A 13,865-nucleotide genomic window follows, 5' to 3' on the forward strand; every position below is an offset into this window, starting at 1 on the left:
ACCGGATTTAAATATCAATATTCGTCGCCCTTAGCGCATTCTTCTCGATAAACGCCCGGCGTGGTTCGACCACATCGCCCATCAGTGTGGTGAAAATTTCGTCGGTGAGGATGCTGTCTTCGATTTGCGCGCGCAGCAGGCGGCGGTTTTGCGGGTCCATGGTGGTTTCCCAGAGCTGGCTGGGGTTCATTTCACCAAGGCCCTTGTAACGCTGGATGTTGACGCCTTTTTTGGCTTCGTCCAGCAGCCATTCCAGCGCTTGTTTGAATTCGCTGACCGATTGCTTGCGTTCGCCGCGTTGCACATAAGCGCCTTGGCCGATCAGGCCGTCGAATACTTGCGCGGTTTTCTGAATTTGCGCGTAGTCGCCGCTGTCGAGGAAATCGCTGTCGAGGTAGCTGATGACGATATTGCCGTGCGACAAACGCATGATTTTGAGGCGGTAGCGCTCGTGCACCTCATCGTATTCCGCGACGATTTCCACATCCTTGACGCGCGCGGTCAAGCGGGCTGCACTATCACTGGCGGTTTGGCCATTGCTCAGGTCGACATCGGGCTGGCGCAGCAATTCGTGCATGACCGTGCTGTCGATTGCCTGGCTCATGCGCTCGATGACCGCTTCGGCGAGAATATATTCATTTGCGATTTGCGCCAGCGTGTCGCCGCTCAATGGCGGCTTGGCTTCACTGGTGTGAAGTTCGGCGCCGTCGAGCGCGAGACTCAGCATGTATTGCTTCAACTCATGGTCGTCCTTGACGTAGCGCTCCTTTTTGCCGTGTTTGATTTTGTACAGCGGCGGTTGCGCGATGTAGACGTGGCCGCGTTCGATCAATTCCGGCATCTGCCGGTAGAAGAACGTCAGCAGTAGCGTGCGGATATGCGAGCCGTCGACGTCGGCGTCGGTCATGATGATGATGCGGTGGTAACGCAGTTTGTCCGGATTGTATTCATCCTTGCCGATGCCGGTGCCAAGCGCAGTAATCAGCGAAATGATCTCCTGCGACGAGATCAGTTTGTCGAAGCGGGCTTTTTCAACGTTGAGAATTTTTCCCTTGAGCGGCATGATCGCCTGGAATTTACGGTCGCGCCCTTGTTTGGCGGAGCCGCCCGCGGAATCACCCTCGACCAGATACAGTTCGCATAATTCCGGGTTTTTCTCCTGGCAATCGGCCAGTTTGCCCGGCAATCCCATGCTGTCGAGCACGCCTTTGCGGCGCGTCAGTTCGCGGGCTTTACGCGCCGCTTCGCGAGCGCGGGCGGCGTCGATAATCTTGTTGCAAATAGTTTTGGCATCGACCGGGTTTTCCAAGAGATATTCGGAAAATTTTTGCGATACCACTTCTTCGACGACCGGCCGCACTTCCGACGACACCAGCTTTTCCTTGGTTTGCGACGAGAATTTGGGTTCGAACAGTTTTACCGACAACACGCACGACAAGCCTTCACGCATGTCGTCGCCGGAGGTTTCCACCTTGGCTTTTTTCGCCAGTTCGTTCTTTTCAATGTAACTGTTCAGCGTGCGCGTCATCGCCGCGCGCAAGCCGGTTAAATGGGTGCCGCCGTCCTTTTGCGGGATGTTGTTGGTAAAACACAGCACCTGCTCGGTATAGCTGTCGTTCCATTGCATCGAAACTTCGACGGTAATATTGTCTTTCACACCGCTGGTGTAAAAAACCGCCGGGTGCAGCACAGTTTTGCTGCGGTTGATATATTCGACGAAATTTTTGATGCCGCCGGTAAAGGCGAAATTTTCATCCTTGCCGGTACGCTGGTCGATCAAATGAATTTTCACGCCATTGTTCAAAAACGACAGCTCGCGCAGGCGTTTGGCGAAAATATCGTAATGGAATTCGACAAGGCCGAAAATCTCCTTGCTGGCGAGAAAATGCACTTCGGTGCCGTGACGTTCGCTTTCGCCGATCACTTTTAGCGGCTCGACCCGTTCGCCCATGCGGAATTCCATATGATGCACCTTGCCGTCGCGGCGGATGGTCAGTTTCAGCCATTCGGATAACGCATTCACAACCGATACACCGACGCCATGCAAACCACCGGACACTTTGTACGAGTTGTCGTCAAACTTGCCGCCGGCATGCAGCTCGGTCATCACGATTTCCGCAGCGGAGCGTTTCAACTCGTCGTCCTGCTTAATGCCGGTCGGGATGCCGCGACCGTTGTCGAGCACGCTGACGGAATTGTCGGGATGAATGGTCACGGTGATTTCATCGCAATGCCCGGCCAATGCTTCGTCGATGGCGTTATCGACGACTTCGAACACCATGTGATGTAAACCGGTACCATCGCTGGTATCGCCGATATACATGCCGGGCCGTTTACGAACCGCGTCGAGGCCTTTCAGGATTTTAATGCTTTCGGAATCGTAGTCGCTTGGATTGGAATTGTGATCAGTCATCGGTTTTTATATGTCTGTCTAGGAAATGTTTAAAAAGGTTTTACGAGCACGGTGGCAGGTTTCTTCCAGCTAAATAGCTAAACTGTGAAACTAAATCCGCATCGGCATGACGATGTATTTGAACGCTTTGCTGCTGGGTATCGTCATCAGCACGCTGCTATTGGCGTTTTCAAATGCGCATTGCACCGTTTCGCTGGACACGTTGTTCAACAGATCCAGCAAGTAAGTTATATTCAGGCTGATATCCACCAGCTCTTCCTGGTAGTTGATTTCCAGTTCTTCTTCGGCTTCTTCCTGCTCGTTATTTTTGCAAATGATGCGCAAGCTGCCCTTGTCGACGATTAACCGCACCCCGCGGAATTTTTCGCTTTGGTTCGAAAGAATCGAAACGCGCTGCAATGCTTGTAAAAACATCAACCGGTCGATATCGAACACTTTGTCGTTGCGAGTTGGAATTACCCGGTTGTAATCGGGAAATTTGCCATCGATGACTTTCGATGTGAGCACGACGTCTGCAAAAGAAAAGCGGATTTTATTCTGCAAGTATTCGATTTTAACCGGATCGTCGCTATCCTCAAGCAATTTGGACAATTCAAACACCGCCTTGCGCGGCAAAATCACTTCCTGTTTTTTTTGTGTGATTTCCAATGGTGTTGCGATATAAGCCAGGCGGTGACCATCGGTGCCGACACTGATCAATTGCTTACCATCCGCCAGTAACAACAAACCATTCAAGTAATAGCGGATATCTTGCTGTGCAATGGCAAATTGCACATGATGAAAAAGATTTTTTAATTCCTTTTGCGATAACGTGATTGCCGCTTCGGATTCCGGTTCGTCAGCCACTTCCGGAAAATCCTCGGCAGGCAAAATTTGCAGGTTGAATGCGCTTTTCCCGGATTTTACATACAAGTGATCATCTTTACGTGTCAGCGTAACTTCCGCACCGGACGACAACGAACGCAGAATATCCTGAAGTTTTTTTGCGGAGACGGTTAATGCAAATGGCTGTTCACCGGCGAGTTCCTCGCCGGTAGACGTTTTAATTTGAATTTCGAGATCAGTGGTCAAAAAGGACGTCTTTTTCTCGTTTTGATGAATAAGCACGTTTGATAGGATGGGCAGTGTCTGGCGTCGCTCCACAATGCCGGTTACCGTTTGCAAGGGTTTCAGTAACGTATCTCGGTTGGTTTTAATTAAAAGCATTTATTTAAAAAAATAGTAATAACTAATTAATAGGTTCAAACTACGGGATAATGTGTAACTTTAATTTAATTTCAAAAAGATAGTGTAAATTTTCCACCTGTATGAGCGCTGTATATTCAGTGGGCAAATTGTGGATAAAATTAGAAATAATTTTTATGCCACAGTTATGCACAAGTTATTCAGTGGTTATCATCAACCTCTTAAAATTAGAATTAAAGCATTAAAATCGCGGTTAACAATTGGATCGGAAACACGTAGTTCGTTAATTTTACGATAACCGTGCAGTACTGTCGTATGATCCCGTCCGCCGAATGCTTCGCCGATGTCCGGCAAGCTCAGTGATGTTAATTCCTTTGCGATTGCCATTGCCATTTGTCTAGGTCTGGCAACGACGCGGGAGCGTTTTTTCGAATACATTTCAGAAACTTTGATTTTGTAATAATCGGCGACGGTTTTCTGAATGTTTTCAATTGAAATCTGGCGGCTTTGAACGGCGAGAAGATCTTTGAGTGCTTCTTTCGCCAAATCCAGCGTGATTTCCTGATTAATGAAGCGGGAAAAAGCCATGACCCGCTTGAGCGCGCCTTCCAACTCCCGGACGTTGGAACGAATGTGCTTGGCGATGAAAAATGCAACATTTTCATCCAGATTGATTTTTTCCAATTCGGCTTTTTTCAATAGAATCGCAACCCGCATTTCCAATTCCGGCGGTTCAACGGCGACGGTCAAGCCCCAACCGAAACGCGACACCAGCCGTTCTTCCAGTCCGGTGATTTCTTTGGGATACGTATCGCAGGTAATAATGACCTGTTTATGGGTTTCGATAAGGGTATTGAACGCGTAGAAAAATTCCTCCTGGGTGCGGTTTTTGCCGCCGAAAAACTGCACATCGTCTACCAGCAAAAGGTCCAAAGAGTGGTAGTAGAGCTTGAATTTGTCGAATGCTTTGTGCTGATAGGCGTTTACCACGTCGGAGACGTATTTCTCCGCGTGCACATAACGAATTTTTGCGCTTTTATCGTTTTCGTACACGTAATTTCCAATGGCCTGGATCAGATGGGTTTTTCCTAATCCGACTCCGCCATAAATAAACAGCGGGTTGTATGCGATTCCGGGTGATTCTGCAACTTGGATAGCACCCGCCCTGGCCAATTGATTCGCTTTTCCGGTAACGAAATTATCAAACGTAAATTGCGGATTCAGACCATTCGGATCTTTTTTGGGGGGATGGTGAATCGCTTTGGGTATTGGTACGGTTTCATGTTGTGGATCCGGAAGATCCGTTTCGGTTTGATCAGTTTTGGTTTCTACATGGTCGGCGAGTTTCAAAAGAAACTGAATTTTTTTGTCGAAGTACGACAGCGCCATCTTTTCGATGTGCGTAATGAAATTGTCTTTGACCCATTGCGATACAAAACGATTTGGTGCGATCAGTATGACTTCATTATCGTTATCCAAGGCGGAATCGATCTGCAGCGGTTTGATCCAGGTATTAAACTGTTGCGCATTGAGTTCTCTTCTGAAGTGGTCTAAGCAGGATAACCAGAAAGTGTTCAGTGATTGCGTCATTTTTTGATCTTTATCTGTCTGGCTGAGTTAAGAGGTAATTTCCAGGTTATCGATCAACCGCGTGCTATTGAGCCGAGCGGCGCCTAAAACCACTAAATTCCTATCCTGCTCGCTGGCCGGCATCAGTGAACTACGATTGTGAATACTGATGTAATCGACTTTCCAGCCATGCTGAACAAGATGGTTGATTGCATTGCCTTCTAAAGCTTTAAAGTCTTTACAGCCGGCAATGACTTTTTGTTTGATCTGTAACAGTGTTTGATAAAGCTGACGCGCTTCTAATCGTTGCGTTGCGTCCAGATATTGGTTGCGAGAGCTTAAAGCCAATCCATCTTCAGCCCGTACGGTTTCGCCAGCAACGATTTCAATGGGAATGTTTAATTGTTTAACCATTTCACGCACGATATGCAACTGCTGATAATCCTTTTTGCCGAATACCGCCAGGTCAGGTTGGATAATATTGAATAGTTTCAATACAATAGTCGCTACACCACGGAAAAATCCCGGTCGAAATTTTCCTTCCAGGATATCTGCCACAGGTGGTAATGCTAACAAGAATTCTTGTGTCGTTGGGAAAAGAATTTTCTCATTGGGTGCAAAAACAGTCTTGACATTTACTGCGGACAGCAACCTGCAATCATCTTCGAACGTACGCGGATAACAGTCGAAATCTTCGTGCGGTAAAAACTGCAAGCGATTGACGAAAATACTGACAACCACATGATTGCATCGTTTTTTTGCTTCATGAATCAGAGACATGTGACCTTCGTGGAGATTGCCCATGGTCGGAACAAAGGCGATTTGAGGTTCATCCCGCAAGTGATGGCGTAATTCTGTAATCCCGGTAATTATTTTCACGACGGCTTATCGATCAGAATTGGTGCTCTTTACCGGGAAATTGCCCGGTTTTGACAGTATTGACGTAATGGGAGATTGCTTCTTGGATACTATTGGAATTCGCCATGAAATCTTTGACAAAGCGAGGTTTTTTACCTTGCGATATACCCAGCATATCGTGCAAAACTAAAACCTGGCCGGCGCAATCGGGTCCGGCGCCGATACCGATGGTCGGTATGGCTAAGGACTGTGTGATTTTCTTGGCCAGTTTGGCCGGTATCATCTCCAGCACCAACAGGCTGGCGCCGGATTTTTCCAAGGCTTTGGCATCATCCGATAATTGCTTGGCGGCTTTGTCGTTATTGCCTTGCAGTTTATAACCGCCGAGCTGGTGAATCGATTGCGGTGTTAAGCCGATATGCGCGCAAACCGGAATACCGCGTTGCGCCAGGAAACGGACGGTATCAGCCATGAGATGGCCACCTTCTATTTTGACCATCTGAGCGCCTGCGGCTATAAGTGCCGCCGCATTTTCAAAAGCCTGTTCGGGCGATTTTTGGTAACTGCCAAACGGCATGTCGGCGATAATGAAGGCATTGCTGGCACCTTGGGCTACGCAGCGCGTGTGATAAATCATATCCCTGAGCGTAACGGCTAAAGTCGTGGTATTGCCGTGCAATACATTACCGAGGGAGTCGCCGACCAGGAGCGCATCCACGCCCGCGGACTCCAGCACCGCAGCAAATGTTGCGTCGTAGCAAGTCAGTATGGCGATTTTCTCATGGCTTTCCGCCATTTTTTGTAACGTACTCAATGACATTTTCATGATTCAATTCGTTTGAGCTGTTGATCCTGGCACAGCAGTAATAATTGTTGAACGTGGCCATATCCCGGAATATGACAATCCGGCGCAATTTCAAACAGCGGCATCAACACAAAGGCGCGTTGTGTCATGCGCGGATGGGGGATGGTCAGATGCGCATCCTGGTATCGCAAGGCATCGTACAATAACACGTCGAGATCAAGCGTTCGCGGCGCGTTGAGCGATTCCCGCACGCGTCCGTGCCGTTGCTCGATGGCCAGCAAGGCTTGCAGTAATTGCGATGGTGTCAGCCGGGTTTCAATCAAGGCGACGGCGTTGATGAAATCAGGTTGATCCAGCCGCCCGACCGGTGCGCTTTGATACAGCGACGAGCGGCTTAGCAAATGCGTCTGCGGTAATTGTTCCAGTTCGCTGAAAGCGCGTTGCAGTTGCGAAATGGGGTTTTCCAAGTTACTGCCTAGCGCGATAAATGCTTGAGCGGTTTTAGTATTCATTAAAACGGATTAATGGGTTTCTTGTTTCATGGTTTCTGCGGTTGCGTGACTAACCGATGCGGTATTTTTACGGCTGCGCCGTCTTCTTTTCTTCTTGCCGGTAGACGGCGCGGAGAGCATTTTTTCACGAGCGTCGGGATCCGACACGATAAATTTTTTCCACCAATGACCAACTTCTATATCCAATTCCCCGCTTTCGCAGCGTAACTGCAAGAAATCGTAGGCGGCGCGGAAACGGGGGTGTGTCAGCAACCGGAAAGGTTTGCGGCCGATACGCGCTTCAAAACGCGGTTGCATGGCCCAAATTTCCTGTATCACGGCATCGAAGCGCCGGGGTATCGCAAGATTTTTGTGCTGCTGTGTCAAGACCTGGTCCATTGCCTTGAATAAAGCCGGCATGGGTCTTTCTCCGGCGGATTGGAGTGAATTCCAGCAAGACAGCACTTCATGCCACAATAGCGTGGCAAACAGGAAACCCGGCGATACCGTTTTGTCTTGCCGGATCCGGTCATCGGTATTTTTAAGCGCGATAGTGATAAAACGTTCGCCTAATGGCTGCTCCAAGATGACGTCCAGCATTGGCAACAAACCGTGATGCAGGCCGCGGGCGCGTAATTCGACCAAGCAAGACAGCGCGTGGCCGGACAATAGCAGCTTCAGCATTTCGTCAAATAGGCGTGATGGCGGCACGTTTTGCAATAACGGCGCAAGATCGCCGATCGGTTTTGCGGTTTCTGTTTCGATTTGCAACCCGAGCTTTGCCGCTAGGCGCACCGCGCGTAATAAACGCACCGGGTCTTCGCGGTAACGTTGCTCCGGCTCACCGATAATGCGCATCTCTTTGGCGTTGATGTCTTCAAAACCGTTGAGGTAATCGATAATTTCCTCTTTGATGGGATCGAAATACAGCGCGTTGATCGTGAAGTCGCGGCGCACCGCATCTTCTTCCTGAGAGCCGAATACGTTGTCGTGCAATAGCCGGCCATGCTGGTCGGTTAATGGAATTGCGGTTGAATCTTCATCGTCCGAAGAAGGTCCGCGAAAAGTTGAGACTTCGATGGTTTCCGCGCCGCACATGACATGAACCAGGCGAAAGCGCCGTCCAATGATGCGTGAGCGGCGAAACAGTTTGTGAACTTCTTCGGGGGTGGCGCTGGTTGCCACATCAAAATCTTTCGGGACCAGCCCCAGCAATAGATCGCGCACTGCACCACCGACAATGTACGCTGTATATCCGGCGCCTTGTAATTGCTGGGTGATTTTTAAGGCGCAAGGACTGATTTGATTGCGCCGGATGCCATGCCGTTTGCTGGAAATAATAGTCAGCTTGGTGGCCGATTTGGGAGTAGAGGTATTACGACCGAATACTTTATTGAGTAATTTACGGATCATTGCAATGGTTTAAGGTTTCCGGCGCATTATCCTGGAAAATTAACAATCGGTGAAGCCAGCCGGTAAGCCGGATTCTGTCGTGGACAGTCATTCCTCTAGATGCGCGGTTACCCGCACATTCAAGCAACCCACCCGCAGGCTCCGCGAGCCACATCATCGCCTGCCTATTTGGTCTTGCTCCGGATGGAGGTTGCCGCGTTTCACCGTAACTGAATACGCTCGTCTCTGTGGCCCTATTCCTCGCCTTGCGGCGGGCGGCTGTTAGCCGCCATCCTGCTCTATGGAGTCCGGACTTTCCTCCCCCTCGCGCTCAAAAAGAACGCCAGGCGGCGACTGTCTGGCCAGCTTCTATAGGTATTTTAGCAATATCCTGTAATAGGGAAGTAAGTAATTTGAATTTATGAGACTAAGAATGACGAAGATTCTTGCAATTCCCATGAGGGAATTGCAAGATAAAAAACGTCGATTCAATGAAAGAAGGGCACTAATTTTTAGTATCCGATGTTTCTAGTACCGGAAAGTATTCTGTCATTTCAGTTGTTGTAAGACAGATAATTGGAGGACCAGATATGTTGCGAGGTTGTAGTAGAGAATTTCCAATTTCCCAAATAAGATCAAACCGGTTACTACTCAGCATTTCATCGAAGGACACCTGCGCCGTCTCCGATTCGGACCGCAAGCCATAACCGACCCATAATTCTCCGTCACCCACATACGGACTGACATTGATAGGATGGTAGAAGATAGAAGTTGGAGTCACCGGCTGGAGTTGGCCAAGTGGAATTTGTGCGAAATTATAAAAGAATTCCGGTACTTTTCCTTTTTCCTGCTTGATCCAGCTTACCCCTCCATTATAAAGCCACAAAACATCCGGCTGGCTCTTCAAACGAAAGCCGACAAACACATCTCCGGTTTTATAATGATCTTCCTTGCGGACGATCAGATAGTGGTTCAGCATGACACTCTTGTAATTGTCGGTTTCAGCGTATAAGTTAGTCTGTGAGAAACATATTTTTCCCGGTGAGGCGAATTTGGTATTAATATCAAAATCATTTGCGAATGCTGCTGATATAAAAAGCACGTAAATACCGGTAAGCACCGACAGTAATAAAAAGCGTTTCATGATGTTATCTCCTCAAGAGTTAGAAGTTCGGCGCGCGAACACGGCGGAAAACTTGATTACCAACTGGCACTGGCAAATTGATCGTGACCGGAATGCTGCCGGTGGTAACGATCCAGGCCGTGGCGTTCGCAACCGAGGTGCCGGGCGTTGCGGCCTTGATGGCGGCATAAAACCCCGCTACATGAGGGGCTGCCATGGAGGTTCCTGACATCGGAACGGTCGCAATGGTATTTGCGTAATGCGCGGAAACAATCCCGGTTCCGCCGTCTTCGCCACCCGGCGCAAGCAGAATCGGTCCCGAAAAAACGGACTGACTGATAATGTTTGCAAAGTTGCTCAACGTCGTACCGGTTGAATCATTTTTAACGGAGCTGACTTTAATAACGAGAGGGGTACATGCGGGTAAGCTGATAGCTCCTTTGTTAGAATTATTTCCTGTCGAAGCAATGACCGGAATTCCTTTAGAGTTTAGGTTGCTCACCTGAGAGTTATAAAAAGTAGGACAAGTCGGGCTACTAATAGAACTGTAAAGAGTCGGGCTACTAATGCTCAGGTTTACAGTGTTTGGACTAGATGTTCCAACTGTATTCTGGTCGATTGCACCAAGCGCGGCTTGTATGTCGCTAGTAAATGCCGATCCTTTTGGGGGATTGGTGCTGTATGAAAAAACCTGAACTGAAATGATCGAGGCATCCGGCGCTACCCCTTGCAAGTTTGATGGCGACAAAACAGGGTTTTGGCGTCCGGCGGCAATTCCGGCAACGTGCGTACCGTGGGAACAATCATGGTTCGGTGCAGAATTGCAAACGGTGAGGTTGGAATTGGGCGCTCCTGATCCGGCAAGACCTAGCGGGCTGTCGCCTAGGCTGTTAGCGCTAGGGCAGATTGACGAATAGACGACTCCACCGGGACCCACTCCATTCGTGCCAAAACAGGCTTCGTAGGTAACTCGAGTGGTACTACCGGTGGTGAAAAAAGCGTGGTCTTTGCGCACGCCGGTGTCGATAATAACAATATTTTGCCCCGCGGCGCGATGGCCTTTGTTCCATGCCTGTGGCAGATTCATCAAATTCGTGCTGTTGGTCAGCGAAGTCTCGGCAACGGGTTTGTTCAATTCGATGCTGAGAATCCTTTCGTCCTTGCTGTCGTACAATTTGGCCAGAGCCTCGAAAGGCAGCCGCACGTGCAATACGCCGATATTCGCGCCCGATAGCGATTCCTCGTCGGGATCAAGCGCTCCGGTCTGGGCGATGATGTCTTTGAAAGCCCGTTGATTGGCCTCGACCTGAGATTTGATGGCTGTTTCCGGCAAGTAGCCGGTTTTTGGCGTAAATAAATCCCCGCCACGTAGGGTAATCATTACTTCGGCATCCCCGAATTCCTTAGCGGCTTCCAGAACTTCTTCCGGCCATTGTGCAACGCGCGGATCCACATAGTTAATGGGGCGGATCGCGCGGATGTCGTCACGCTCGATCAAGGCATGGAAAGCGGTCCGGTCGATATTCGCGCGCAAGACCGGCCGGGATGAAAAGTCATCTTCCAGGATTTTGATTCCCGTTGCATGATTATCCTTGAGGATAATGCTTTTAATGGTTTGCGCCTGCGCGGACATTGCCGTGGAAGGGCTTAACACGGTTTTTCCGGAACGGTCGATGTCGTAATCAACCGAATCGACGTTCAGGAAAATTTCAACGTTTGCGGAGCCATCGGCAATGATCGCTTTTTCAACGGCATCGAGACTTCCGTCAGCGTCAGACGCTTTAATGCGGTATGGGTGCGTGATGTCGCGGATAAAAGAAATTGCTTGATCGCTTGCGGCCAGGATATGAAGACCGCTTTCGTTAACGTACGCGCCCATCTGGCCGATACCACTGTTCCAGTACCCGGATGGCAGGGCATTTTGTCCCAATTCCGAGAGAACTTTTTGAGCTTTTTCTTCCATTACTGCGGTTAACGAGTCCCGCTCGTCATCCATGCGTTCGAGCGTGACGGTATCATCCAGCAAAATTAATACCCGGACAAAGCCCTTTGAATTTGCTTCGCTAAGCAAATTTTCGTAATCGTCCGCCTCATACCGGGCTGCCCACGGTGATGTGGAAAATAAAAAGAGAATCGAAACGAGGAAGATTAGAATTAATTGATGCCTGATGCCTGATGCCTGATGCCTGATGCCTGATGCCTAATTTTTGATTTTTTTGTTTCATCATGATTCCTTCATAAGGAGTTAAGAGTCCGATGCTTATTAACTTTTATTGTCTTCAGGAACTGCAATTGCTTGAGCAAGAAAGGTTATTCGGGAAGCTCTGAACAAGTGTCATTTCGAGCAAGAGCGAGAAATCTATTGCGTTGATTATTTGAAGATTCCTCACTGCGTTCGGAATGACAATGCGAATTATCAGCATTTCCCTAAGAACATTTCATTGCCGATGAAATTATCTTTCAAATAATATAATTTTGCAATCTGATCATCCGGGATAAACCCAAGAGGCTTTTAACAGGCCGTTGAAAAACGTTTTCGAGACAGCCGATACAAGGCAAAAACAAGCGAAAAAGCGCAGTTTATGCGTAATAAATGAGCGTTTTGAGTTTGTTTTTAACGCCGTAGCGGCAACGCAGATAGTTTTTCAACGGCCTGTTAAAATAGCTATCCGCTATTTAACCAGCATCGCATTGATTTGAATGAGTGTATCTTCGTCCAGTTCTCCGGCTTCCGCGTTGAGGCGCAGTCTTGACATCAAATAACCATGATAGGCTTTGGTCAGGTCACGTTTGGCAGCGTACAGTTGCTGCTGGGCGTTGAGCACGTCGACTTCGGTGCGCACGCCGACCTGTTGTCCCAGAACGGTCGAATCCAACTGGCTTTGACTGGAGATCAGCGCTTGTTTGAGCGCTTGTATCTGCGCAATGCCGTTGGTGACATTCAGAAATTGCTGCCGTGCTTGCAAGGTGATGTTACGGCGAGTGGTTTCCAGGTCGTGGAGTGCTTTGTTTTGATTCGAAAGCGCTTCACGTACGCGGGATTGAACCGAAAAACCCTGAAATAGTGGGACATTGAGTTGCACGCCAATGGATTTCGAGGTGAGATCAATACCGCGACCGGTGATTGCGCCGCCTACACCCGTTTGTTGGCTGTATTGCGCGACCAGATCAACAGTCGGGTAATGTTGCGACCAGATTCTTTTAACTTCCTGGGTGGCGAATTCGTAGGCCGATTGCTGCATTTTGAGCGTGAAATTTTTTTCCTCGGCGGTATGTACCCATTCGTCCATGGTGTTGTAGTTCAGTTTTGCTAAATCCGTTGTAATTTCCTTGGCGCCGGTGAGATTTTCCGGAAAACGATCGATAATGCCTTGCAATGTGCGCTTGCGGATTTCCAGCGCATTGCGCGCAGCGATTTCTTGTGACGTGGTAAGATCGTAACGTGCTTGCGCTTCGTTGGTATCGACGATGGTGGCAACGCCGACTTCGAAATTACGTTTGGCTTGTTCCAATTGTTTCAGAATCGCTTTTTTCTGTGTTTCAGCGACCTCGACGTCGATCTGCGCGTCGAGTACGTCAAAATACGCTTGCGCGACGCGGAGGATCAAATCCTGTCCGGCGACGATAAACTGCGCATCGGCTTTGCTGACTTCGGTTTTGGATTGCTGATAGATCACGATGTTTTCCATGCGGAATAGCGGTTGCGTCGCGGATATCGTGACACCTCCGGCGTGTATCGTGACCGGTGATGGATTAATCGTGGTACCGGTCGTCGAAGAAAAAATATTACTGGCGTTGACTTGTTGCTCGGTACGATTGGCCGACAACGTAACATTCGGAAGAAAACCGGCTCTGCCTTGCACCACTTTTTCCTGCGATGCTTGATACGTTGCCCGCGCCGAGCGATATTGCGAATCCTGCGTCAGGGCTTCCTGATAAATGCTCATCAAGTCAGCGGCTTGCAATATGGAAAGCGATTGCATGCCGATTATGGCAGCGAAAATCCATTGCGCCGGCTTCATACGTTTT

At 49.0% G+C, this 13,865-nt stretch carries 11 protein-coding genes and 1 other RNA gene; all 12 read right to left on the minus strand.

Annotation, left to right across the window (positions count from 1 at the left end; genetic code table 11):
• Positions 1 to 7: 7 nt before the first annotated feature.
• The 12 genes from gyrB to KF839_RS00325 all read right to left on the minus strand — a co-directional run bounded on the left by gyrB (position 8) and on the right by KF839_RS00325 (position 13,858).
• Complete coding sequence (gene gyrB, locus KF839_RS00270; protein ID WP_292915807.1) at positions 8 to 2,413, minus strand: DNA topoisomerase (ATP-hydrolyzing) subunit B; 2,406 nt, start codon at positions 2,411 to 2,413, stop codon at positions 8 to 10.
• 90 nt (positions 2,414 to 2,503) lie between these two features.
• Complete coding sequence (gene dnaN, locus KF839_RS00275) at positions 2,504 to 3,619, minus strand: DNA polymerase III subunit beta (RefSeq protein WP_292915808.1); 1,116 nt, start codon at positions 3,617 to 3,619, stop codon at positions 2,504 to 2,506.
• Positions 3,620 to 3,811: 192 nt separating this feature from the next.
• Complete coding sequence (dnaA, locus tag KF839_RS00280; RefSeq protein WP_292915809.1) at positions 3,812 to 5,188, minus strand: chromosomal replication initiator protein DnaA; 1,377 nt, start codon at positions 5,186 to 5,188, stop codon at positions 3,812 to 3,814.
• Between the two features lie 27 nt (positions 5,189 to 5,215).
• Positions 5,216 to 6,046: a pantoate--beta-alanine ligase gene (gene panC / locus KF839_RS00285; RefSeq protein WP_292915810.1), complete on the minus strand. Its 831-nt coding sequence runs from the start codon at positions 6,044 to 6,046 to the stop codon at positions 5,216 to 5,218.
• A 13-nt stretch (positions 6,047 to 6,059) separates the two neighbouring features.
• The gene (gene panB, locus KF839_RS00290) at positions 6,060 to 6,851 is read right to left on the minus strand and encodes a 3-methyl-2-oxobutanoate hydroxymethyltransferase (protein ID WP_292915811.1); all 792 of its coding nucleotides are present in this window, start codon (positions 6,849 to 6,851) and stop codon (positions 6,060 to 6,062) included.
• Entirely contained in the window at positions 6,848 to 7,342 is a 495-nt protein-coding gene (gene folK / locus KF839_RS00295) for a 2-amino-4-hydroxy-6-hydroxymethyldihydropteridine diphosphokinase (RefSeq protein WP_292915812.1), read from the minus strand. Before folK ends, panB begins: the two co-directional genes overlap by 4 nt.
• Before the next feature lie 9 nt (positions 7,343 to 7,351).
• On the minus strand, positions 7,352 to 8,734 hold the full coding sequence (pcnB, locus tag KF839_RS00300; protein ID WP_292915813.1) for a polynucleotide adenylyltransferase PcnB: 1,383 nt from the start codon (positions 8,732 to 8,734) through the stop codon (positions 7,352 to 7,354).
• Positions 8,735 to 8,781: 47 nt separating this feature from the next.
• Positions 8,782 to 9,083: RNase P RNA component class A (gene rnpB / locus KF839_RS00305), an RNA gene on the minus strand.
• Positions 9,084 to 9,218: 135 nt separating this feature from the next.
• On the minus strand, positions 9,219 to 9,857 hold the full coding sequence (locus KF839_RS00310; RefSeq protein ID WP_292915814.1) for a hypothetical protein: 639 nt from the start codon (positions 9,855 to 9,857) through the stop codon (positions 9,219 to 9,221).
• A gap of 19 nt (positions 9,858 to 9,876) precedes the next feature.
• Positions 9,877 to 11,862: a S8 family serine peptidase gene (locus KF839_RS00315; RefSeq protein WP_292915815.1), complete on the minus strand. Its 1,986-nt coding sequence runs from the start codon at positions 11,860 to 11,862 to the stop codon at positions 9,877 to 9,879.
• 64 nt (positions 11,863 to 11,926) lie between these two features.
• Positions 11,927 to 12,064, minus strand: a complete 138-nt coding sequence (locus KF839_RS00320) for a hypothetical protein (protein WP_292915816.1) — start codon at positions 12,062 to 12,064, stop codon at positions 11,927 to 11,929.
• 444 nt (positions 12,065 to 12,508) lie between these two features.
• Positions 12,509 to 13,858, minus strand: a complete 1,350-nt coding sequence (locus tag KF839_RS00325) for a TolC family outer membrane protein (RefSeq protein ID WP_292915817.1) — start codon at positions 13,856 to 13,858, stop codon at positions 12,509 to 12,511.
• Between the last annotated feature and the right edge of the window lie 7 nt (positions 13,859 to 13,865).

It is taken from the genome of Nitrosomonas sp. (genome assembly GCF_019635155.1).
GTDB lineage: Bacteria > Pseudomonadota > Gammaproteobacteria > Burkholderiales > Nitrosomonadaceae > Nitrosomonas.